The organism is Chryseolinea sp. H1M3-3, from assembly GCF_029360725.1.
Lineage (GTDB): Bacteria > Bacteroidota > Bacteroidia > Cytophagales > Cyclobacteriaceae > Chryseolinea.
On sequence record NZ_JARKMY010000002.1, the window covers coordinates 350064 to 373838 of the forward strand.

Annotated in this window: 22 protein-coding genes; 15 read left to right on the forward strand and 7 right to left on the reverse strand. The window is 41.4% G+C overall.

Features of this window, described 5'->3' with window-relative positions; translation table 11 throughout:
• Positions 1 to 35: 35 nt before the first annotated feature.
• Genes P2W71_RS08975 through P2W71_RS08990 form a run of 4 tightly spaced genes read left to right on the forward strand, consistent with a single transcriptional unit; the run spans position 36 to position 4861 of the window.
• Positions 36 to 1562: an NAD(P)/FAD-dependent oxidoreductase gene (locus P2W71_RS08975; protein ID WP_276369851.1), complete on the forward strand. Its 1527-nt coding sequence runs from the start codon at positions 36 to 38 to the stop codon at positions 1560 to 1562.
• Entirely contained in the window at positions 1543 to 3201 is a 1659-nt protein-coding gene (locus P2W71_RS08980) for a C45 family peptidase (protein WP_276369854.1), read from the forward strand. The genes P2W71_RS08975 and P2W71_RS08980 overlap by 20 nt, the downstream gene beginning before the upstream one ends.
• A complete protein-coding gene (acpS, locus tag P2W71_RS08985) occupies positions 3198 to 3569 on the forward strand; it encodes a holo-ACP synthase (protein ID WP_276369856.1) in 372 nt (123 codons plus the stop codon). The genes P2W71_RS08980 and acpS overlap by 4 nt, the downstream gene beginning before the upstream one ends.
• Positions 3566 to 4861, forward strand: a complete 1296-nt coding sequence (locus P2W71_RS08990) for an AMP-binding protein (RefSeq protein WP_276369858.1) — start codon at positions 3566 to 3568, stop codon at positions 4859 to 4861. Before acpS ends, P2W71_RS08990 begins: the two co-directional genes overlap by 4 nt.
• A 48-nt stretch (positions 4862 to 4909) precedes the next feature.
• On the opposite strand, the gene P2W71_RS08995 is transcribed toward P2W71_RS08990, so the two are convergent.
• Together P2W71_RS08995 and P2W71_RS09000 are read right to left on the reverse strand one after the other, a co-directional pair.
• Positions 4910 to 5650, reverse strand: coding sequence for a hypothetical protein (locus P2W71_RS08995; protein ID WP_276369860.1), 741 nt, complete (start codon positions 5648 to 5650; stop codon positions 4910 to 4912).
• A gap of 209 nt (positions 5651 to 5859) precedes the next feature.
• Positions 5860 to 6444 (reverse strand): hypothetical protein, encoded by a 585-nt coding sequence (locus P2W71_RS09000; RefSeq protein ID WP_276369862.1) that lies wholly within the window; start codon positions 6442 to 6444, stop codon positions 5860 to 5862.
• A gap of 217 nt (positions 6445 to 6661) precedes the next feature.
• On the opposite strand from P2W71_RS09000, the gene P2W71_RS09005 reads away from it, so the two are divergent.
• The 3 genes from P2W71_RS09005 to P2W71_RS09015 all read left to right on the forward strand — a co-directional run bounded on the left by P2W71_RS09005 (position 6662) and on the right by P2W71_RS09015 (position 9784).
• Positions 6662 to 7984, forward strand: a complete 1323-nt coding sequence (locus P2W71_RS09005) for a sialidase family protein (RefSeq protein ID WP_276369865.1) — start codon at positions 6662 to 6664, stop codon at positions 7982 to 7984.
• Positions 7985 to 8083: 99 nt separating this feature from the next.
• Positions 8084 to 9391, forward strand: a complete 1308-nt coding sequence (gene ahcY, locus P2W71_RS09010; RefSeq protein WP_276369867.1) for an adenosylhomocysteinase — start codon at positions 8084 to 8086, stop codon at positions 9389 to 9391.
• 96 nt (positions 9392 to 9487) lie between these two features.
• The gene (locus P2W71_RS09015) at positions 9488 to 9784 is read left to right on the forward strand and encodes a hypothetical protein (RefSeq protein ID WP_276369870.1); all 297 of its coding nucleotides are present in this window, start codon (positions 9488 to 9490) and stop codon (positions 9782 to 9784) included.
• Between the two features lie 61 nt (positions 9785 to 9845).
• Here P2W71_RS09015 and P2W71_RS09020 read toward each other — a convergent pair whose 3' ends face one another.
• The 3 genes from P2W71_RS09020 to P2W71_RS09030 are packed head-to-tail and all read right to left on the reverse strand — an operon-like array spanning position 9846 to position 12322.
• Positions 9846 to 11180 carry a sugar porter family MFS transporter gene (locus P2W71_RS09020; protein ID WP_276369872.1) on the reverse strand — a complete coding sequence of 445 codons (1335 nt, stop codon included), beginning with the start codon at positions 11178 to 11180 and terminating at the stop codon, positions 9846 to 9848.
• A 52-nt stretch (positions 11181 to 11232) separates the two neighbouring features.
• Positions 11233 to 11760 carry a hypothetical protein gene (locus P2W71_RS09025; RefSeq protein ID WP_276369874.1) on the reverse strand — a complete coding sequence of 176 codons (528 nt, stop codon included), beginning with the start codon at positions 11758 to 11760 and terminating at the stop codon, positions 11233 to 11235.
• A 4-nt stretch (positions 11761 to 11764) separates the two neighbouring features.
• Positions 11765 to 12322, reverse strand: a complete 558-nt coding sequence (locus P2W71_RS09030; protein WP_276369876.1) for a sigma-70 family RNA polymerase sigma factor — start codon at positions 12320 to 12322, stop codon at positions 11765 to 11767.
• A gap of 321 nt (positions 12323 to 12643) precedes the next feature.
• Between P2W71_RS09030 and P2W71_RS09035 the strand changes: the two genes are divergently transcribed.
• From P2W71_RS09035 to P2W71_RS09045, 3 genes are all read left to right on the forward strand, one after another.
• Positions 12644 to 12997: a DUF6249 domain-containing protein gene (locus tag P2W71_RS09035; RefSeq protein ID WP_276369879.1), complete on the forward strand. Its 354-nt coding sequence runs from the start codon at positions 12644 to 12646 to the stop codon at positions 12995 to 12997.
• Positions 12998 to 13246: 249 nt separating this feature from the next.
• Positions 13247 to 13597, forward strand: coding sequence for a hypothetical protein (locus P2W71_RS09040; protein ID WP_276369881.1), 351 nt, complete (start codon positions 13247 to 13249; stop codon positions 13595 to 13597).
• Positions 13598 to 13685: 88 nt separating this feature from the next.
• Entirely contained in the window at positions 13686 to 15035 is a 1350-nt protein-coding gene (locus tag P2W71_RS09045; protein ID WP_276369883.1) for a sigma-54 dependent transcriptional regulator, read from the forward strand.
• A 34-nt stretch (positions 15036 to 15069) separates the two neighbouring features.
• Here the strand turns inward: P2W71_RS09045 and P2W71_RS09050 are convergent, their stop codons facing one another.
• Both P2W71_RS09050 and P2W71_RS09055 read right to left on the reverse strand, forming a co-directional pair.
• Positions 15070 to 17577 carry an ATP-binding protein gene (locus P2W71_RS09050; RefSeq protein WP_276369885.1) on the reverse strand — a complete coding sequence of 836 codons (2508 nt, stop codon included), beginning with the start codon at positions 17575 to 17577 and terminating at the stop codon, positions 15070 to 15072.
• Positions 17578 to 17703: 126 nt separating this feature from the next.
• Positions 17704 to 19164, reverse strand: coding sequence for a DASS family sodium-coupled anion symporter (locus tag P2W71_RS09055; RefSeq protein WP_276369889.1), 1461 nt, complete (start codon positions 19162 to 19164; stop codon positions 17704 to 17706).
• 212 nt (positions 19165 to 19376) lie between these two features.
• On the opposite strand from P2W71_RS09055, the gene P2W71_RS09060 reads away from it, so the two are divergent.
• The 5 genes from P2W71_RS09060 (at position 19377) to P2W71_RS09080 (ending at position 23774) form a co-directional block, all read left to right on the forward strand.
• Positions 19377 to 19931 (forward strand): RNA polymerase sigma factor, encoded by a 555-nt coding sequence (locus P2W71_RS09060; protein WP_276369892.1) that lies wholly within the window; start codon positions 19377 to 19379, stop codon positions 19929 to 19931.
• A 12-nt stretch (positions 19932 to 19943) separates the two neighbouring features.
• Positions 19944 to 20279 carry a hypothetical protein gene (locus tag P2W71_RS09065; RefSeq protein ID WP_276369894.1) on the forward strand — a complete coding sequence of 112 codons (336 nt, stop codon included), beginning with the start codon at positions 19944 to 19946 and terminating at the stop codon, positions 20277 to 20279.
• A 213-nt stretch (positions 20280 to 20492) separates the two neighbouring features.
• Positions 20493 to 21125, forward strand: a complete 633-nt coding sequence (locus P2W71_RS09070; RefSeq protein ID WP_276369896.1) for a TetR/AcrR family transcriptional regulator — start codon at positions 20493 to 20495, stop codon at positions 21123 to 21125.
• A 33-nt stretch (positions 21126 to 21158) separates the two neighbouring features.
• Positions 21159 to 22619: a TolC family protein gene (locus P2W71_RS09075; RefSeq protein ID WP_276369898.1), complete on the forward strand. Its 1461-nt coding sequence runs from the start codon at positions 21159 to 21161 to the stop codon at positions 22617 to 22619.
• A gap of 27 nt (positions 22620 to 22646) precedes the next feature.
• The gene (locus P2W71_RS09080) at positions 22647 to 23774 is read left to right on the forward strand and encodes an efflux RND transporter periplasmic adaptor subunit (protein ID WP_276369900.1); all 1128 of its coding nucleotides are present in this window, start codon (positions 22647 to 22649) and stop codon (positions 23772 to 23774) included.
• The last annotated feature ends 1 nt before the right edge of the window (position 23775 follow it).

Below are 23775 nucleotides of genomic sequence, written 5' to 3' on the forward strand. Positions count from 1 at the left end.
CCTGTACTTCGTATCCTTTAATCGCACTTTTTAAAATGACAGAACAGTATGACGTGGTAATTGTGGGCAGCGGATTAGGCGGACTGGCGTGCGGAACTATTCTGGCTAAAGAAGGCTATAAAGTTTGCATTCTTGAAAAGAACAAGCAAATAGGGGGCAATCTTCAAACCTACGTCCGTGAGCGTGTAATCTTTGATTCCGGCGTACATTACGTTGGAGGCCTCGATAAAGGACAAAACCTCTATCAGTTGTTCAAATACCTGGGTATCATGGATAAACTGAAACTCCGGAAAATGGACGAAGATTGCTTCGATGCCGTTGTGTTTGAAGGAGATCCGGTGGTTTATAAATACGCGCAGGGTTACGAAAATTTTATCCAGTCGTTGTCAAAACAATTTCCTGGTGAAGAAATGAATTTGCGAAAATTCTGTGACGCAATTAAAGAGGTGTGCAGTAAATTTCCTTTGTACAATTTGAAGAGCGGCGGTGGCTTATTTGAAAAAATGTCAGCGTTGGAAATGGATACGAAGACCTTTATCGAGTCGGTTACATCGAACAAAAAACTGCAAAACGTTTTAGCCGGTAATAATTTATTGTATGCCGGTGCAGCGTATAAGACTCCCTTTTATGTGCATGCCCTGATCGTCAACAGTTATATCGAAAGCTCATATAGATTTATTAATGGCGGTTCACAGATATCAAAATATTTGTCGCGACAAATTCATGCGCATGGGGGGAAAATTCTGAAGCATATTAAAGTAACGAAGTTGAAAGAGGAGGGAGGACAAATTGCATACGCAGAAACCGATAAGGGTAATCGATATTATGGAAAAATTTTCATTTCGAATATCCATCCCGCGCAAACTTTGGATATCACCGAAAGCACATTAATAAAAAAAGCTTTCAGAAATAGAATCAAGAGTTTAGAGAATTCCATATCGACTTTCTATGTGAACGCTGTAATGAAAAAAGATTCTTTTAAACATCTTAACCATAACTATTATTATTTTGAAAAGGAAGATCCATGGGGTGTGCTGAATTATACAGCCGAAAATTGGCCCTTGGGTTTTGCATTATTTTTTACAACAGCTGCGGAAAATGAGATCTATACAGAAGGGGTAACCGTCATGGCTTACATGCGATTCGAAGATGTTAAAAAATGGGAACATACTTTTAACACCGTTTCCAATGAATCGAGTCGCGGTGAGGATTACGAAGCTTTTAAAAAAGAAAAAGCGGAAATCCTGCTGAATTATGTCGAGAGGCAATTTCCTGGGTTTCGGTCCTGCGTTAAATCCTACACAACAGCTACTCCGTTGTCGGCAAGAGATTACATCGGTACGGATGATGGATCTTTGTATGGGCTAACGAAAGATTATCGGGATCCATTAAAAACGTTTATCTCACCGCGCACAAAGGTACCAAACCTACTGCTTACCGGGCAAAATCTGAATCTTCATGGGGTATTGGGGGTAACCGTGAGCTCTGTCCTTACATGTTCACAGATTTTAGGAATGGACTATATGCTTGATAAAATTCGTGATGCTCAGAAAGACAGTTAAAGTTCTTGCCTGGATTTCGGGAATTTTTGTTCTATTGATAATAGGCCTGATAGCCTATGTGCGTACCGTGGCCGACATCGCGCCGCCAGTACCCGAATCGTTAACGGCGCTTGACAAAGAGGTTGTTGAAATTGATACCGGCTTATTTAAAATCGATAATAATTGGTTTAAAAAAAGTGAGAGCGGGTTGTACGAATTATACGTCGAGGGCGATCCTTTTGAACGTGGCGTAGCTAATGGAAAGCTTACGCGGGAATTGGTTCATTACCAGGAGGAAGTTTTTACAGAACAGATTCACCGGCTTGTACCATCTGATTTTTATTTGGGAATTCTCAAGTATTTTGTCGGTTGGTTTAATCGAAACTTGCAAGAAAATATAATCGAAGAATATCAGCTCGAAATCCTCGGAGTATCATATGCCGCGTCTACCGAATTCGACGATATTGCTCCACCATATCAACGGATATTGAATTACCACGCCGCCCATGATATAGGGCACGCGTTGCAAAATATGTCGCTGGTAGGATGTACCGCCTTTGCTACCTGGGGTGACGAATCAGAGGATTCAACGCTAATCATAGGACGTAACTTCGATTTCTATGTGGGAGACGAATTTGCACGCGATAAGATCATTGCTTTTTATAAGCCTGCTGAAGGACATAAATTCATGATGGTCACCTTTGGGGGAATGACAGGTGTGCTATCGGGTATGAATGATCAAGGGCTAACGGTAACCATAAATGCAGCGAAGTCCGATGTACCCACAGCATCGGCTACACCCGTTGCCTTAGTGACGCGGGAGATCCTCCAATACGCATCTACCATTCAGGAAGCGTACGACATCGTGGCCAAAAGGAAAATGTTTGTGGCGGAGTCTTTTTTAATTGGATCAGCCAGGGATGGAAAAGCTGCCATTATCGAAAAGACTCCTGATGACATTGATTTAGTCGAAGCACGTGATAACTATCTTTTAAGTACAAACCATTTTTTGGGTAATAAATTGGGGGTGAGCCAACTTAATCAGCTACATGTAAAGACCAGCGCGTCGCCCTACCGGTATAAACGACTTGGTGAATTAGTAGCTCGAAATAAGAAAAACTCGGTTACTAAAACCGCAGCCATTCTTCGCGATCAACGTGGGTTAGGTGATAAAGATATTGGCCTCGGCAACGAAAAAGCCATCAACCAGTTGGTAGCACATCACGGCATCATCTTTCAACCGGAAAAAAAATTAATGTGGATTTCTACGGCACCCTGGCAACTTGGCAAATTTGTTTGTTATGATTTGGAAAAAGCTTTTGCCTATAAAGCTGAGTCTAACGAAGAAATATATGAAGCAGCACTGACCATTCCGGCTGACTCATTTTTACTGACACAACAGTACCGGGATTACCTAAAGTTTCATAAGTATCGTTTCCCCTTTAATCCAAAAACCGGTCTCCAGCCTGACAGTATAGTAAAGTGGAATTCAAATTCGTACCACGCGTACATGATGGCTGCCGACTATTATTATGAGCGGAAGGAATGGGTCAAAGCGATTCCGTTTTATGAAAAGGGCCTGACGAAGGAAGTAGCCACCGTGCAGGAACGTTATCATATGGAAAAAAATCTCGAGGACTGTAAAAAGAAAAATAAATGATTATTGGCGTTGGCATCGATATGATTGAGGTGGACCGCGTTATGGAGAAGATCAGTAAAAATAACGGGTTCAAAGAAAAAGTTTTTTCCCAGCGTGAAATTGCTTTTTGTGAAGCGAACCGTAAAGAAGAAAATTATGCCGCCCGTTTTGCCGCCAAGGAAGCTTTTTTAAAAGCTACCGGACTGGGGTTATTGTTGGGAAACGATCTGTCGAAAATCGAAATTGTAAATGATGTAAATGGTAAACCTTCAATCAATCTTGACGGTAATTTTAAGAAAGAAGCTGAACAAAATAGTTGGAATAAAATACATTTGTCACTTTCGCATTTGCAGCAGGTTGCATGTGCTGTAGTTATCATTGAACAATGAGCAGTATTCCTGAAATAGAATTACAATCCAGGGAAAATATTAAACGTTTCCAGGAAGAAAAATTGAAGCAGACCCTGGCCTATGTATCTGCGCATTCCCCGTTTTATAAGAATTTGTTCAAAAAATCCGGGACTTCAACGTCAGACATCTCTAGACTTGAGGATCTGCCTTCATTGCCTGTTACCACCAAGGACGATCTGCAACAATATAATTGGGATTTTTTGTGCGTATCCAGAGATGACATTGTTGAATATACAAGTACCTCCGGCACATTAGGAAAGCCGGTAACGATAGCATTAACAGAAAAGGATTTACAACGATTGGCCTATAATGAAAGCATTTCGTTTGCCTGTGCAGATGGTAAAAAGGACGATTTATATCAACTGATGCTAACCCTCGATCGGCAGTTTATGGCGGGCATCGCTTACTATGAAGGTATTCGAAAATTGGGCGCAGGTTTAATTCGCGTTGGGCCCGGACTGCCCGCTTTACAATGGGAAACAATTGAACGTCTTAAACCAACGGTATTGGTAGCGGTGCCGTCGTTTATTATAAAACTGATTGAATTCGCAAAGCATCAGGGAATCGATTTAAATAATTGCTCCGTAAAAAAAGCCATTTGTATTGGCGAAAGTCTGCGTAATGCTGATTTAGAACTTAACACGCTTGGTACGCAAATTTTCGATGCCTGGAAAATCCGGCTCTATAGCACGTATGCCTCCACTGAAATGCAAACGGCGTTTACTGAATGTAGTGAGGGCTCTGGCGGTCATCACCATCCCGAATTAATTATCGTAGAGTTGCTGGATGAAAATAATCAGCCGGTCAAGGAAGGGGAGATCGGTGAGGTTACGATCACTACACTGGGGGTTGAGGCTATGCCACTGGTTCGATATAAAACGGGTGACATGGTTAAAGCTTATCATACCCAATGCTCGTGTGGTAGAAATACATTGCGATTAGGCCCCGTGTTAGGCAGACATCAGCAAATGATCAAATTGAAAGGTACCACCATGTACCCTCCTGGGATTTACGACATCCTTAATCAGTTTCCGCAAGTAACGGATTATGTAGTGGAGGCTTACACTGGGACTTTAGGCACAGATGAAATTAAGCTTCATATTTGTGTGGTGGAGAACGCTGTACAAGTTGAGGAGGCCCTTAAGAATGCTTTTCAGTCCAGGCTTCGTGTTGTTCCAAATTTTGAATTCATCAGTAGCGCGCAAATGGACAAACTTCAGCACGACGGCAAAAGCCGGAAAATCAAGAAGTTTATCGATAACCGAAAATAAAAAAGGATGACCATGGGCCATCCTTTCTCATCTACAGGTTAATTATTTTCAGCTTAAATCTTTTTCAAGTTCGTCAATCTTAGCTTGGGCATCTTGTTTACCCAAAGACAATGACAACTTGTAAAGTTCAAGGGCTTCACGTTTAGTTTCTTTCTTCTTGCGAGGAGCAAACTTGGTACGATCAGCAGCTGTCTCTAAGGCTTGAGCTTGTGCAAAGTATAAGTCAGCTTGGCTCGCTTTAGACGATGCATTGATGTCTTCTACGTTCTTCTCGAGGTTAGCAACATCTTGCTCTCTCATCTTGATGGTCTCAAGACTAACATTGATTGTTGAATCGCGCTGAGTAACAGTTCTTGCCAGTGTCTCGTTCTCACCACGCATTTTCTCAACCTCAGTTTGAAGCGCAGCGATTTGCTGAGTACTTAATTCAAGGTCATTTTTAAGTCTCTTGATTGTAGCAGCATAAGATCCTTTTGCTGACTTTACCGATTTTTCAAGAGTTGCAATTTTAGCTTGCGTTTCCTTGATGTGGCTATTGATGTCTTTCAAACGGTTCTTGTAATCCGCGTAAGAAGTCCCTTCAACAACATCTGTTCTTAATAATTGACGATTCGCATCAATTGAATCGATCAATACCCCAATCTCTTGTAGAGTTTGTGCGGTTTGCTGGCTTTCATGGAGTTCAGTTCTTAGTGAATCCACTTGGGTTTGAAGGCGTTCTTTTTCTTTAGTGTCACAGCTCCAAAACGCGCCGGCTATGGCTAATCCAAATACTAATTTCCTAATCATAATAGTAAGTTTTAAGTTCTTGCTTATGCTTAGCAAACGATGGGCAAGACTCTTAAAACCGATCTGGGCATTAATTGAAACCTTCAAAAACGTGAAATAAAGGCCTTTATTGCCGCAAGCTCCCTAAAACTGAAAAAAAAAGACAAACATTATGAGGAAAAATTCAACAAGTTGAGGTGCGTAAAGGCAAAAAAGTCAGGCAGTTAGGACTAATTTATCTTCTTTCTGATGAACCCGCCTAGCTCCTTACCTGCTTTTGCGTAAGCTTCTTGCAGACGAGCCCCTGTTTCATAATCGAATCCAAAAACATCCCGGCCCAACGCCTTTGAAATAGTTATTTTGGCAATCGTCTTTTGAGGATTCTTAGTTTCTACTATCCAAGCCTCAGCATCAATGTAAGCTGGACGACTCATTACCCCTACATTGAAACCAGGTTCGGTATGGGTTGTCTTAAATATCAAGGTAAACTTGGCATTCTCGCCAACGGTCGACATTTCTGAATGCTTTGAAAATAACTCACGAAATTGTGGCTCAAAGCGTTCCTGCCGATCCGACTTCCAGTTTTTTTCCCAGGTATTGCCGCGGTCGGCTTCTTTTTCGTTTAACTCCTTTTTCTTGCTGGCTATGTAATCTGCCTCTTTGTCAAATTTTCCTACAGACATCTCATACTGAAATTCTGTTTTTAATTCCTTTTCGCCTTTTAATGGACTCAAATCACCATCTACCAGCTTGATTTTTTGGGCATAATTGGTAAGGCAAGCGCAAACAAAAAGGATAAGCAAAGTTGGTTTCATAAAAAGTAAATATTGGATTTTGAGAATTTCATCATTCAAAAATAATAGAAAATTTTTTTTGTTCTCGCACGAGAAAAAATCAAAGCAAGTAAACTAAATGCAAACTGGAACTAAAAAGTTGCGTTTCAAATTCGCGCAATCATATAACTAACTTTGAGCAAAGGGAGGTTTCTTACTGAGAAGCGAGAATACTTTTTATTTTTGTTAAAAATCAGATATGAACATCCGTATTGTAATTGGCTTAGTGGCGCTTTTTCTTCCTTCTTCCATTTTCGCGCAGTTTAAAAATATCCGGCTAGATCAGGGAACCACCAACATTCAGACCAGTGAGCCAAGCATTATCATCAACAAAAAAAATCCTAAAAACATTATTGCTGCTACCAATCCAGACAATATTTATTACACGATAGATGGTGGTAACGTATGGCAGTCGCTGAAACTTTCGTCCCCGAATGGAGTCTTTGGACAACCGGTTTTGGTGTCCGACGATAAGGGGACAATTTATTCGCTTCATTTATCCTCCCCGAACGGCGATTTGAAAGATGAAAAAAGTCTGAATCAGATTCTGATTCATATTTCTAGGGATGGAGGTAAGACGTGGGAAGAAGGGAGCCCCCTCGGATTAAATGCTTCCAAAGATCAACGTAAACCCTGGGCGACTGTCGATTCAAAAGGAAATGTTTGGGTTGCCTGGACTCAGTACGACTCATTTAACAGTGCTGACGAAAATTGTCAAACCAATATTTTGTTAAGTAACTCATCGAACGGAAAGAAGTGGACAAAGCCGTTTCAGATTTCCCAAACGCCGGGTAATTGTATGGATGATGATAACACGGCATTCGGAGCGATGCCTGCTATTGGTGTCGATGGTAAGGCCTTTGTAACCTGGGCAAACCAAAATAAAATTTTTTTAGACCGGTCGTTTGGCAGTGGCCTATGGCTAACAAATGACATCGCCGTGGGGCAGCAACCTGGGGGGTGGGATATGAAAATCCCGGGTCATGGCCGTTGTAATGGAACGCCAGTATTTATGATCGATCAAAGTAAGAGCATTTATCAGGGAAGCCTCTATTTGGTTTGGGCCGATCAACGCAATGGTGAAAACGATACCGATGTCTGGTTCATGCGCTCGACAAATTTCGGTGACAACTGGTCAGTCCCTACAAAACTAGGACAAGACAGCGCCAAATGCCATCAGTATATGCCCTGGATGACCGTAGATCAAAGTACTGGGTACATCTACACTGTATTTTATGGTAGGTCAGGTCATGAAAACAATGATACGGATGTATATCTCGCATACTCGTCCGATGGAGGTATTTCGTTTAAGAGCAGAAAAATCAGCGAAACCCCTTTTACACCGGATGAAAATGTTCCTTTTGGCGGAATCAATAATATCGCAGCGCATAATGGAATTATTACGCCCGTTTGGACCAGCGTGCAGGATGGCAAGGCCAGCGTTTGGACTACGATTATAAAGCAGGCAGATTTAGTACAAGCCCCGCAGACAGCTTCAAAAAAGAAGAAAAAAGGGCAATAGAAATTAGGCGATGTACAGGGCAAGTAGCCGTTAATCCTGATATTAAACTATGCAGTCTCAAGCCTTTATCTTACTTTTGCACCTTCTAATAATTCAAAAATGACAGTTGACGAAAAACTAAACTATAAGGTTAAAGACCTTTCCCTCGCTGAATGGGGGCGTAAAGAAATTACATTAGCAGAAGCCGAAATGCCGGGGCTGATGGCTACTCGCGAAGAGTATGGTAAGCAGAAACCTTTAAAAGGGGCACGCATCGCTGGTTGTCTTCACATGACAATTCAAACTGCAGTGCTCATTGAAACATTGGTTGAGCTTGGAGCTGAAGTAAGCTGGTCTTCATGTAACATTTTCTCGACACAAGATCATGCCGCCGCTGCCATTGCCGCTGCAGGCATTCCGGTATTCGCGTGGAAAGGCATGAATGAAAAAGAGTTCGACTGGTGCATTGAACAGACCCTTTATGCATTCAAAGATGGCAAGCCATTAAACATGATTTTGGATGACGGTGGTGATCTTACTAACATGGTGCTAGACCGTTTTCCTGAGTTGGTGGCAGGCATCAAAGGAATTTCTGAAGAAACGACAACTGGTGTTCATCGCTTGATTGAACGCATGAATAACGGCAAACTACCTTTGCCAGCCATTAACATCAACGATTCTGTTACAAAATCGAAGTTTGATAATAAGTATGGCTGTAAAGAATCTTGCGTCGATGCGATTCGCAGAGCGACCGATGTTATGATTGCGGGTAAGGTGGCCGTTGTAGCAGGATACGGCGACGTAGGAAAAGGCTCTGCCGCTTCCCTTCGCGGGGCCGGTGCACGTGTCATTGTAACCGAGATCGATCCGATTTGTGCGCTTCAGGCAGCTATGGACGGCTACGCTGTAAAAAAGATGGATGATGCAGTGAAAGAAGCCGATATTATCGTAACGGCTACGGGTAACTTTGGCATTGTCGCGGATCGTCACTTCAAAAATATGAAGGATAAAGCAATTGTGTGCAATATCGGCCATTTTGATAATGAAATCGACGTAGCTTGGTTGAATAAGAATGGTAAGAAAGATACCATCAAACCACAAGTTGATATTTATACGCTGAGCAACGGAAGACAAATTATCCTATTGGCTGAAGGCCGGTTAGTTAACTTAGGTTGTGCAATGGGCCACCCTTCTTTTGTAATGTCAAATTCATTTACAAATCAAACATTGGCTCAATTGGAACTTTGGACCAATGCTGGCAAGTATGAAAATAAGGTATACATGTTGCCAAAACATCTGGATGAAAAAGTAGCGAACCTGCACCTTAAGAAAATCGGCGTTGAATTAGACGTATTATCACCCGATCAGGCAAAATATATTGGTGTTGATCCCAAAGGTCCGTTCAAACCTGAGTACTACAGGTATTAAGATTGGAATTTGGAAAATTTAAGCCCTGGGATACATCCCGGGGCTTTTTGTTTTATGGCATCAAGCTTGTTATTAAATTTAGCCAAAATTATAAGCATGAAAATTCGAGTTTTTCTTGGTGTCCTGTTATGTATCCTTTGTACCTCCAGCGCTTATAAATACCAGGATGAAAGTATCGAATTTGTTTGCCATAAAACCCATAAAGCAACCAATACCTGCCATTTCAACTTTATCATCAGCGGCGCCAAATACCGGCACGTAGATATAGGTTGTAAATTCACAAAGAAGAAAGACGAACTTATTAAGAAAGTCAAAGAAGGTTCGTTGGCGTTAGCCAAGGATTGGAAAATAGATTGCCCCGAAGCAAAAGAAAAGAAAGAGTCTGAATTCTAGGTGGCACTGAATAGTTTAAACCTTTGAGATCTAAGTTTGATTTAACATATTGGAGATAATCTTAGTGAATGCCCAAATCTCGCTGAATTCCCTCCAGTGATTTTCCCTTTGTTTCAGGTAATACCTTCCAGACAAAAATTCCATGCACCAGCATCATGATGGTAAATAGCAGGAAAGAATAAAAACCTCCCATATCTGACGACTCTGCTAAAACAGGAAACGTCCACGAAATGATAGCGGCCATAATCCAATGCGTAAAACTTCCAAGGGTTTGACCTTGTGATCGCACTTTGTTCGGAAAAATCTCAGACATAAAAACCCAGATTACGGCGCCTTGAGAAAAAGCAAAGAACGCAATGAACCCAACGAGGTAGAACATCACAGCATATCCTCCAAAGTCCTGCGTGTAAAATGCCCAGGCAACCAGTCCGAGGAATAATACCATGCCGAAGGATCCTACAATTAATAACGTTTTTCGGCCAAACTTGTCGATGAGGGAAATAGCAAGCAGCGTAAAAACCATGTTCGTAAGTCCAATAGAAACCGCCTGCAACAAAGCGGTATCTTTGGCTAAGCCTGTCATCTCGAAAATGCGTGGAGCATAATACATGATGGCATTAATTCCCGAAAGCTGATTGAACATAGCGAGTGCCACCACATAAAAAGCCGGTTTATTGTACTTACCATTAAACACACTTTCCTTGATCGCGCCGATTTCTGTATGAAGTGATTCGACGATCGTTTTGATAGCAGCGTCAGGATCATCCTCACCAATTTCGTTAAATACATCTTTTGCCTGGTTAAGCCGATTTTTCTTTACAAGCCACCGTGGACTTTCAGGAACAGCGAAAACCATGATGAAAAAAAGTAACGAGGGAAAGGCCTGAATACCCAGCATCCACCGCCATGCTTCTTCGCCCACTCCAAATAGCAGATAATTGGAAACGAACGCAATCAAAATACCACTGACGACATTGAATTGGAACAAGGCAACCAGCCGACCGCGGCTTTTTGCAGGCGATATCTCAGAAATGTACATGGGTCCAACAACCGATGATGCTCCCACGCCAATTCCACCGAGGAATCGAAAAATTACAAACATCTCCCACGATGAGGTAAACGCCGTGACAAGCGATGTTACCAGATAAATAAGACCAATGGCCTGAAGGACTTTTTTTCGTCCGAATTTTTCTGCCGGCCACCCTGCCAGCAAGGACCCTAATACGGTGCCGATCAACGCAGATGCAACGGTGAAGCCATGCGCAACGTCGCCAAGCATCCATAAATGCTGAATGGATTTTTCTACCCCTGAAATTACTGCTGTGTCGAAACCAAAAAGAAAACCGCCCAGGGCGGCAACAATAGCATTACGGAAGGCTGAATTTGAGCGGGTCATCCTTAAATGATTTTAGTTCATTTAAGGTAGTAAGAAATTTGACAACCAAAAATTAATGCTGTCCCTGCATCCTTCGTTGAAAAAACGGTTTGAGAATCGTGCGGTCAAGTAAAATCCAGGCTAGCCCAAGGTTTAATATGATGATGATATTGACAATTAGCTTCCCGCTAAAATGAAAAGCAGGCAACGGTTCATTGATAAATTTTTTCGAGAGATAAACCTGATTTAAATCAATGCTCGTGGTTGTATTATCAAAGGCACCCGAGGAAACAAGAACGGTCGCTATTCCCACCGCGAGCAAAATAACCATCAATAAAAAAATTCCTTTCCAGATGGGGAAATGGTGTTGCGCTGGATATTGATCCAGCTTACCCATTACTAATTGCGTAAAATTCTTTGAAGGTTGGGAAAGTTTGGTTTCATTCATCACGATTGACACCATCCTTAATTCCTCTAGCCTGTTTTGCCAGTCTTTGTTATTTCGAAGAGACTGTTCAACCTTACTTTTATCGGCAGCGTTTAGATTGCCATCCAGGTAATCTAACAAAGTATCATCTATGGATTGTGAAACTTTTTTCATACGGTCACAAAGTTAACGCTTCTTGATTTAATATATTTTTCAATTCATCAGCCAACCTTTGACGTGCACGATGAATCCTCACTTTAGCCGTGTTTGCCTGCATACCTGTAATCTCTGCGATTTCCTCTAACGAAAATTCGTCAAGGTAAAACAATGTAAGCGCAGCTCGATCGGCATCGTTTAGTTTTGCCAGGGCTAAGTGTAAGAATCGCTTCTTGTCATTTTTCTCAAGCATGCCTTCCGCTTCTCCCTGATATTCAATAACTGTGTTTTCAATACTTTGAAATTGTTGCCTGTTCTTCCGCTTATAGCTAATAGCAGTGTTGAAGACTATCCGATATAGCCAGGTTGAAAATTTCGACTGGAAGTTGAAGCCTTTCAGATGATGATAAGCTTTTATAAAAGCATCTTGTGATGCTTCCTCCGCCTCTGGCCTGTTTTGAAGAATTTTCTGAGCAATGGTGTAAGCATAGCTTTTATATTTATCTACCATGTCGGCATATAAATGCTGCTCACCGGCCAGAATTCTTTCAATACGTGAATGCTCCGGATCCTTTGTCATGACACCACTTGGACGCACGCCATGCAATCAAGTTACACCTTTACCTCAGAAATGGCAAAGCGATGTGATACGCTTTTTTAATCACGAAGATGTTTCCACTTGCTGAACCTAGCAGTGGACATCGACTTAACGCACCTATTGTTGCTTGCTTTATAGGCAGAAGGTAGAGTAGACTGACAGCGGAGCTAGGGCGAAGTTAAGGCGAAGCTAGAGTCAGGTTTTTATTTGAGCCTGAAATAATGTCAGTACCACATCACTTTGGGTTCATTGTAACCGGAATACGGTCCGGTGCGTCATAGCTCCAAACAAAAAAAAATATTTATGCATGAAGGACAGCTGGCACTAATGATTCCGATGATAGCACTGATCGGTTCATTTATCGTAATTATTTACCTGAGAAGATATCAAAATGAAGAGCGGATGACCATGATCGAAAAAGGCGTTGACCCGCAATTCTTTAATATTAAAAAGTCTTTAAATACTTCCTGGGCATTGAGAGGCTCATTGCTGCTTATCGGCGCTGGTATAGGATTACTCTTAGGTAATGTTCTTGAAGATGTGTTCAATATGGACGAGGAGGTAGCATATTTTTCAATGCTTTTCATTTGGGGCGGCATCGGACTCGGAGCGTCTTATTTAATTGAAGAGAAGAAGGCGAAGTCAGAAAAGAATTGATCTTAATTGCCCCGAGCTTCAGCTGGATGTATCAAGAATCAATTGCCCCGAGCTTCAGCTCGGGGCAATTGATTGTTCCTGTAGAAGTATGATCTCATCTTGTAGAATGCTTCTACACCTTTTGCCCACAGTAAAAAAAAGATGAATTTTAAGTAATTGAAAAACAGATCTTTAATTTCACAGAGGTTGCTGGCATATCATTAGACGACGAACAGTCAAACTAATGTTCAACTAAATTTTTTATTAATCATGAAAAAACTAATGTTTGCCTCTCTAGCTCTGTTGGGAAGTGTTGCTCTAGCAAACGCTCAAGAAGCTACTCCTCAAGAAAGCAATAAAGCAACTGAAGCTGTAGCTCCTGCACCTGCTGATCCTGCTACTGCTGCACCTGCTGCTGCTGATCAAGATGACAAAGCTAAAATCAAATCTGAAGAACTTCCTGAGGCTGTAAAGAAATCACTAGAAGGCCAAGAATATCGTGGATGGTTGATCGATGCAGCTTACCATGTAAAATCAACTGATTCTTACGAAGTTCAATTAAAGAACGGTGCAGAAACTAAGACCGTAAAATTTAGCAAGGATGGAAAAGTAGAAGGTTAATCCTTCATACTATTGACTTCTAACAACTTGTAAATGAAAAAAGAAAGCTGGAAAATATTCCAGCTTTCTTTTTTATTTTGGGCCGAATATGGCGCACATCCTAGTAATTGAAGACGATTTAACCTTCTCAAGAATTCTAGAAGGATTTTTGACCAAAAACGGATTTTCAGTGTCCGTTTGCCATAAAGGTCAGGAAGGCTTGAAGGCCTTTGGATCCAATAAAATAGACCTGGTTTTACTTGACTATCGTCTACCCGATATGACCGGAATGGATGTTTTGGCAGAATTAAAGAAAGCCGCACTTCATACCCCTGTCATTATCATGACAAGCTTCTCCGACATTCGCACTGCTGTTAAAGCGATGAAGATGGGTGCGTATGAGTACATCACAAAACCAGTTAATCCGGATGAATTGCTCATGCTGGTACAACAAGCTTTAAACAAAGAAAAAAATGCTTTTGTACCCGAGAAACCACCAATGACCAAGGAGTTCGTCGAGGGAAGCAGCCCGGTGTCTCAAAAATTGTATGAATATGTTCGTTTAGTCGCTCCCACAGATATGTCGGTCATTATTGAGGGAGAAAGCGGCACAGGGAAAGAAAATGTTGCCCGGACGATCCATCGCTTGAGCGCACGCGCTAAAGCACCTTTTGTCGCTGTTGACTGCGGGGCAATTTCTAAGGAACTCGCTGCCAGCGAATTGTTTGGACATGCGAAAGGGTCATTTACCGGCGCCATACAAGATAAAGTCGGGCAGTTTGTAGAAGCCCACAAGGGCACCTTGTTTCTGGATGAGGTCGGGAATTTGTCGTATGAAGTCCAGGTAAAATTGCTCAGGGCAATCCAGGAAAGAGTTATACAGCCCGTAGGGAGCAATAAAGAAATTAAAGTTGACGTTCGCATTCTCACCGCTACCAATGATGATCTCGCCGAAAGTGTTAAGAAAGGAACATTTAGAGAAGATCTGTATCATCGCTTAAATGAATTCAAGATGAAGGTTCCGTCGCTGCGGGAACGAAGCGAAGACCTCGAGGAATTTCTCAACTTCTTTAGGGAATTGGCCAACAGGGAATTAGGAAAGAATGCAATTGGATTTGATGCCCAGGTGCTTGAAATTTTCAGGAAGTACGACTGGCCAGGAAACTTACGCGAAATGAAAAATGTCATCAAGCGAGCTGTACTGTTGACTAACGAAGGCCTTATTGGTTTAAATGCTTTGCCTACAGAAATGTTAGAAACAGTTAAAAACCCGCCTCCAAAAATATCCTCTGAAACTCCCCCCATCTACGACTTAAAGGCGCTGCAAGAGACCCAGGAAAAAGAAATGATTATTAAAACACTGCATGAAGTACGTTTCAATAAATCAAAAGCAGCGCGTATCCTCAACATAGATCGAAAAACGCTTTATCTTAAAATAGAAAAATACGGAATAGAATAGGAGATGTCCTGCTGAAAAGACCTTCGGACTTTAATTAAACCTCAAACTTCAAGCTTTTATTGATCGACTGAACAAGTTTAGCGACATCCGCCTTCGCATCCATGAGTTCAACCATAAGCTCAGACACTGGTGTACCCTCAACCAGCTCGTTTTCGATATCATGCAGCTCTGATGACAATGACCTTGCACCCATTTGACCGACGCGTCCGGCTAGCTTATGAACAATTTCCCTGATCATACCAGCTTCCGGTTTTTTCAAGCATTCAGTCAAACGTTGTAAATCCTTCTCAGTCTCTTCTTGAAATTGTGATAGGATAGATTGAAACAACGCTTCATCGCCCATGGTAATTTTCCGGAGCATCGACAAATCCAAGGCAATAGAATCTCTATTTTCTTGAACGGCTCGTTCCGCTGATCTTACGCCTAATACTTCAAGAAGTTCCTCCTCCCTGAACGGTTTGGAAAGAATGATGTCGAATCCTTCCTTAAGTAATTGCTCTTTTTCTTGTGAAAACACGTGTGCCGTAAGTGCGACAAAAACAGTTTTACTGCTATACCTTTCCTTGAGTGCATGGCACAAATCAACGCCGTTGATGCTGGGCATACGTATGTCCATAAAGATATGTGTTACCGCAGGGTCTGGATCCTGGTGAATTAACTTGCCCGCATCATTGTAAGTAATGAATTCAATTTGATTCTTTTTTAAGATCAAACTGCACAGCTTTAAAATCATCGCATCATCATCCACCACAATTACTTTTCCTGAGAAAGGAGCCGCATTTGTTTTAGCGGTGATTTCGGGTTGACTGGTTTTCTCCGTTTCTTTTTCAAACTTGATTTCAACCATGAATGTTGATCCGTGTCCAGGCTCACTGGTTACATTTAAAGATCCACCTTGCGCTTCCGCAAGCGATTTTGCAATTGTAAGTCCTAAACCCGTGCCTCCAAAGTTATGAGTGATGAAGGAATTAGCCTGTTCAAATTGATTGAATATCTTCTTAAGGTCTTCCTGGCGTATACCTATACCGGTATCCATAATTTCAAAAGTACAATTCACACCGTTTTTATCTTCTTTAGTTTTGAGTGTGATTTTGACATAACCTTTGGTGGTAAATTTAATGGCATTACCAATCAGGTTGTATAATATTTGCCGCAAACGGAATGGATCTCCCAACAGCTGATAGTCAGATGACTTTTCCAAATCCAACAGAAGGGTCAACCTTTTTCTTTCTGCTTGAATCCGCATCGCTGATTCCACTTCTTTTAATAAGGAATATAAGCTAAAGGGTGCCTTTACCAGATTAAAGCTTCCTGACGAAATCCGGCTGTAGTCCAGTACTTCGTTAACAATATGCAGCAAGTGTTCTGAGGAACTGTTGATTGCACCAACGGCTTCCAGGTGTGGACCGTGATAGTTTTTTAATTGTTCGGAAAAACCAATGATGGATTGTAGCGGTGTCCGGATTTCGTGACTCATGTTGGCTAAAAAGCGCTGTTTGATTTTGCTTAATTCTTCAGCTTCTTCTTTCGCTTTTTCCAGTTGTTCTTTATAGAAGTTGCTTCTGGTGATGTCTGTCCAGATAAGGTAAACAAGTACAGCGGCACCTAGAAAAAAAACCAACAACAAAATACTGATCCGGGATATGTTTTGTGTTACTACCGTTACTGCACGACTATTATTCGCGTGCATCTTTGATAATTCTTCATTTTCAACTTCATGAAGAACTCCCAATAATTGAGTCACAAAAAGACTATTGGAATTGATAAGCGCCAATTCCTGTTCCATCAGTTTTCTGTTTTCAGCACGTTGTTCCTTGTCAAGGTCCATCATGATTTTTCCAACCTCCTCCAGTGCTTTATTCTGTCGTGCAACGGATAACGTATCGATAGTAACACTTACTTCTTCCTGCACTTGGAATTGCGTAGTGTCGGGAGCTTTTTTCTTTCTTCCGAAGAGACGCGCCAACCTGGATCGCTGATCTTTCTGTTCGATCACAGTATCTTTGGTGTACGTAGTGACAACTTTCTTTTCCGTGGTCACAACGTTTGTATCTACTTTAATCTTCTCTGTTTCAATTATCGTTGAAAGTGTATCCAGGCGGTACGACATCCTCGTGTTATTGATCAAGTCTGACCTTAGTTTGAGATAAGAGATAAAAAGCCGGTTGCGCTTGTTCAGTATGTTTTTCATCGATAGCAAACGCTGATGTTGCGTGCTATCCCATGGCATCAGGCGAAGAGAATCAATCTTATCTACCATCGATTTTGATTGAATCAGAAATGCCTCATATGGCTTCCCGGGATTCTTGATGGCATCTGCCCGCTGCAGCTGATCTAATCGCGTAATCTCTTGAAATAATGTATTGAGGGATTTAAGTTTTTCATTCGGAACAGACAATTGGTCTACGGTTGACATCATCTCCCTAAAACCAAAACGGGTAATGCCCAACGCCAGTAATATGGCCACAAAAACCAACAGAAAACCCGCCAGGACTTTTCTTTTTACAGAGTTTGGATGTAGCTTCTCTTTTATAGACTGCATGGGCTAAGGACTACGGAATCGTTACGAAGGTAACAGTTATTATACCAACGAATAAACCCTAAAAAGAATTTACGGGTTTGGTATTATTTCTAAACCTGCTGGATCCAATAAAGTTTTTGCCAAAAATTACCCATAAACCCATTTTACAAGGGTAAGAGATGCCAGAAAACAAATGATTATCGAAACAATATCCAATAATATTCCAGCTTTAACCATGTCTTTCATCCTGATGTATCCGCTTGAAAAAACAATAGCGTTTGGAGGTGTTGCGATTGGGAACATAAATCCGATACTGGCCGCTAAGGTCACAGGCATAGCCAATAAAACAGGATTGATATGCATACTGTCGGCGATCCCAAAAATGACCGGCACAAAGATTTGCACAAGGGCCACATTGCTCATGAATTCCGAAAGTAACACCGTCGCGACGATAAGCGCTAAGACTAATCCAACATTAAAAGAACTTTGCCCGGCGATCCACTGTCCTACAGTTTGAATGATGCCCGTGTGCTCAAGGCCTTCAGCAAGGCATAATCCGCCGCCAAAGAGAAATAGAATGCCCCATTGTAAATGATACGTATCACGCCATGTGAGCAAAAACCGTGAAGTCCGTAAATCAACAGGTACTACAAACATCAATATACCGCCCATCATAGCAATGTTTGTATCATTGAGCAGGTCTTGTTTGAAAATATAGTTATTCCACGCTTGTTGAAAAATCCAAAAGAAGGATGTTAATGCGAAAATGGCTAATACAAGTTTCTCTTCACGGGAGACGTTGCCTAACTCGTGAAGCTTGGTTTTAATCAGCTCGTCTGTGCCTTCTATTTTACTAAGATGGTTTGGAAAGAGTACCCTCGTGATAATAAGATGGGTGCTCGAAAGTAAAAGTGCGGCTACCGGTACGCCTACCAGCATCCATTTTCCAAAATCAAGTTTTTGGTGATAGAATTCATCTAATAAACCGGCAAAAACTACGTTTGGTGGTGTTCCAATAATCGTCGCCAAGCCACCCAACGTTGCAGCGTAGCCTACCATCAACAGGAGGCCCATGGCAAAATTCCTTTCATTCCTTGGAAGATCGTGTGGCATGACCGTTGGATCGCTTTTCAAAAGATTGATTACCGATAAAGCAATCGGAAGCATCATCATAGCGGTGGCGGTGTTGCTTATCCACATGCTGATGAACCCTGTCGCAATCATGAACCCTAAAATAATTCCGTTGCCGGAAGTGCCAGTTACACGGATGAGATTCAAAGCTATACGTTCGTGTAAACGATGTTTTTCTAACGCAAGCGCGATCATAAAACCGCCTAAAAAAAGAAAGATAATGGGATTGGCATAAGGTGCGGCCGCTTCTCTCATCTTCATAACGCCTAACAACGGGAACAAGATCAACGGGAGAAACGATGTAACAGGTATAGGCACGGCCTCCGCCACCCACCAGGTAATCATCCATGCTGCGATAGCCACGACTTTATTGGCGCCAGGAGAAATGAAGGTGTCGGGAAGCGTGATCCAGAGGATTACAAATAGCAAAGGGCCTAAAAAAAATCCAAATTGACGGCTTGACTGTACGATATTCACAAATACAATTCTTCAGTTAATCAAAACTAGGCCTTTTGCTTAGGTCTTCAAATATATTTTCAGGCATTTCGAGGCGTTTTAAACGATTGAAGCTAAAATTGGATCGACAATGGGTTATGTGGCTGTGTTTAACGTATAGGAAATAATAATTTTGAATCATTAAAATAAAAATTCGGTTAACATCGACTACTTGTTTATACACGCTGAACGCTATGGATGTGGCCATGCAAATGAAAGAACAAACTTTTCTCAAGGAGAAAGACCGGTTGTTAGGGTTCATCCGAAACCGGGTTTCCAATCTTGAGGAGGCTGAAGATATCCTTCAGGATGTGTTCTACCAATTCATTGCCGGGTACGAGACAATTGATTCCCTTGACCGTGTAACCTCATGGTTGTTTTCAGTAGCGCGAAATAAGATTATCGACCGCTATCGAAAAAACGCTGCAAGACCCAAGCAATCTGATTTGGAAATTCATTCCGGTTCGGAAGATGGTGCTCCGTTAACACTTCAGGAGATCCTGCCAGATTTGGGAAATACGCCGGAAGATGTCTTGCTGAGAGAGGTAATCTGGGAAGCGATTATGGAAGCACTGGATGAATTACCTCCTGAGCAACGTGAGATATTTATTTTAAATGAAATTGAAGAACAAAGTTTCCGCGAAATAGCGGAGAAAACAAAGGTATCCATCAATACGCTTTTGTCCCGTAAGCGGTATGCCATCCTTTCCCTGCGCAAGAAATTACAACGACTTTATGATACCATGTAAAATTCGAGGGTTATGAAAAGAGGTGGAATGTTTTTAAAGTGTGTTTTAGCCATTATACTGGCAATAATCTTTTTCTCGTGGGTTACCTATCTTCTTTGGAACTGGTTGGTCCCTGTATTATTTAATGGCCCCATCATTACATACTGGCAGGCTCTAGGATTATTAGCGCTTACCAAGATTTTGTTTTTTGGAATCGGCGGAAAGCGCCAATGCTATCCCGAGGGTTCAGGTCATGGACATTGGAAATATAGATTCTACGAGAAACTTTCGTCCCTAACGCCTGAAGAACGCGAAGCCTTTAAAAAGAAAATGCGCGATAAATGGTGTACTCCGCCTGATAAAGAATAAAAAATGTTAACATGTTTGTCCAGATTGAGAAGTTTCAGTTGTCATAACAACAATTGATAATTATAGGGACGTGCGTAATTCAAACGATTGAGGTCGGCGCAACAAAAAAATAATAAAAAAATTCAAAAATAATTAAAACCTCAAATGGGTTATGACGTTCAAGGAAACTACGGAAACTTTGGTAATGTTTAAAGTTTCCATAGTTTTGCGCCCATGGAACAAATAGAACAGCTGGACATCAAAAAGAAGATTTTAAAGGCCGCTGAAAATCTTTTTATGAAATATGGTGTGCGTAGCATTTCAATGGATGATATATCCCGTCATTTATCCGTGTCGAAAAAGACGTTATACCAACACTTTGCGGATAAAGAGGATATTGTTTCCATGACATGTCAGGCGCACATTGAAACCGTGGCCAACAGGTTTTTAGAGATTACAAAGAATGCAAAGAATGCAATTGATGAGCTGACAAAAATTTCAATTTGTCTAAAACAAAATACGGAAGATACAAACCCCTCATTGCTATTTGATTTGCAGAAGTATCATCCAAAAGCCTGGAGTGTGTGGCTCAATCACAAGAATAAATTTATTCGCGAGTCGGTGATAAGAAATTTAAAGCAAGGAATAGAAGAAGGTCATTACCGACCTGAATTGAATGTTGAAATTATTGCCGCTATGCGACTTGAATTAGTACAACTTCCTTTTGATGATAATGCTTTTCCACCGTCACGATTTAAAATGGCGGAAGTGCAAATGCAGATCTTCGATCATTTTGTACATGGAATCGTTACGGAAAAGGGCAGGAAATTATACCTGAAGTACAAAGAAACATTAGCCAAACTATAAAAACTTAACTATCAACCTACTCTCTACATATCTATGAAACGACTATTATCAATATTAATTATCGGAGTGCCGTTGTGGGTGAACGCTCAAACTACACCCACCAGCCTTACCTTGGATCAGTGCATCACTTATGCCCTTGAAAACACGGTGGACGTAAAGAACGCGCGTGTAGACGAACAGATAGCTGTAGCCAAAGTCAGAGAAACCAGGGGAATAGGCTTACCCCAAGTTGACGCTTCTGTAGGTTTAACCCATAACCAGAAACTCCCAAGATTTTTCGCAAGTTATCAAACGGCGCAAAGCTTTTCAGGAGTCAATGAAGAAACAAAAAAACCGAACTTGGATATCCCTGGCCTAAATCCAACGGATATTGTTGCCATGCAACAGTTTTTTCAATTACCAAGCAGTGGTAACGCCGGTATAACCATCAACCAGATACTCTTTAACAGCTCTTACTTAGTTGGTCTAAAAGCAGCGAGTACTTATAAGGAACTTGCTTATAAAACTACCGAGCAAACAGAGATTCAAATCGTTGAGAATGTTATGAAGGCCTATTATGGTGTTTTAGTTAATAATGAACGAATCACCCTTTTTGATAATAACATTGCGCGTGTTGATTCCCTGTTACGTACAACCAGAGCGCTACATGAAAATGGGTTCGCTGAAGAAATTGATGTTGATCGTATTCAAGTCACTTTAAATAATCTAAAGTCTGAACGCCTAAACTTTGTAAATCTTCAGAATTTAAGCTTATCCCTTTTAAAATATCAGATGAATTATCCGATGGATAAAGAACTTTCTGTAACCGGCGATTTGTCGAGTCTGCAGGTTGACAAGAGTATTTATAATGAATATCAAAACGGTTGGGATTTTAAAAATCGGATTGAGTACAAGCTTCTTGACACTCAACGGCGGTTGCTCGAATTAGATGTGAAAAATAAATTCTCTTCGTCGCTGCCGAATTTGTCTGGTTTTGTAAACCTCGGATATTCGACTCAGTCTCCTGATATCGGTGGTCTCTTTAAAACGACTACGAACCTTGCCGACGCCGGCGGAATCGGACCAGATAAATGGTATTCGTATTCAACCTTTGGTCTTACGCTGAACATTCCACTGTTTAGTGGTCTGCAACGTAATTACCAATTACAACAAGCGAAGCTTGAGCTGTTAAAAACCCAAAACAATTTTAATTCCTTAAAACAAAATATTGATTTAAGTATTCAACAAAATTCAGTTACATACCAAAACTCACTTGAAACTTTAAAGTCACAAGATCAAAACATGGACTTGGCAGAAAAAGTAGCGCGTGTAACAAAAATAAAATACGAACAAGGCGTGGGCTCTAACATCGAAGTTATCGATGCGGAGAGCAGTTTACGCGAAGCACAAGTAAACTATTACAACGCGCTGTATGATGCGCTTATCGCAAAGGTTGACTTGGACAAAGCGTTTGCGAAAATCGATCCGACAAAATATGTAACCACCGCTAAATAAGTACTCCCTATGAAAAATATATTCCCTATGAACTCTAAGATTTACACCCGTTTGTCAATAGTGGCTACTGTCGCGTTGTTGGCTGCCTGCAGTGCAGCCACTCCCGACGACAAGCAAGCTCAGCTCGAAAAGTTAAAAGAACAACAAGCGGATATAACAAAGCAAGTGCAGCAATTGGAAAAAGATCTTGCAAAAGAAAACCCGACCGAAGCAAAGATCAGACTGAAAGATGTTGGCGTCACTCAAATATCGCCTGTGCAATTTGAGCATTACGTTCAAACACAAGCTAGCATTGAAGCAGAAGATAATGTCGCTGTAAGTCCAAAATCTCCTGGCGTTGTCACTCAGGTATATGTGACGGAAGGTCAGCAAGTGTCCAAAGGACAATCACTTGCACAGATCGATAATTCCATTCTTGTCGGTAGCATTGAATCCATGAAGTCTCAATTGGAACTTGCTAAAACTGTTTTTGAACGTCAGGAAAATCTTTGGAAACAAAAGATTGGAACGGAAGTCCAGTACCTGGAAGCAAAATCCAGAAAGGAAAGCCTGGAGCGTCAACTTAGCTCACTAGAAGAGCAGAATAACGCGTTGCGGATCAAATCACCAATCAATGGTACAGTAGACGAAGTAATGGCAAAAGTTGGCGAAGCTGTTGCGCCAGGTCAACCTGCCTTCCGTGTAGTAAACACATCGGACTTAAAGCTTACGGCAAAAGTTTCTGAGGCGTATTCAACTCAGATCAAAAAAGGAAATAAGGTTAAGGTAACTATCCCTGAACTTAAAAAGGATCTCGAGTCTACCGTAACGTTTGTGGGCAGAACGATCGACCCATTGTCACGGACGTTTACAGTTGAAATCAAATTACCTTCAGAAAAAGATCTCCGCCCAAATATGACTGGGATTGTGAAAATCATTCACCATACTGAACCCACTGCACTGGTGGTTCCTATCAATGCTGTACAGGATGTCAACGGAGAAAAAATTGTATTCGTGGCTGAAACGAGTGGCAAGAATACAGTGGCTCGTAAAAAAGTAGTGAAGGTCGAAGGAGTCTACAATGGCCAGGCTCAAGTAACCGGAATCAATGCTGGAGATAAGGTGGTGACCTTTGGTTACCAAGGCCTCAATGACGGCGAATTCCTGAAAATATAGT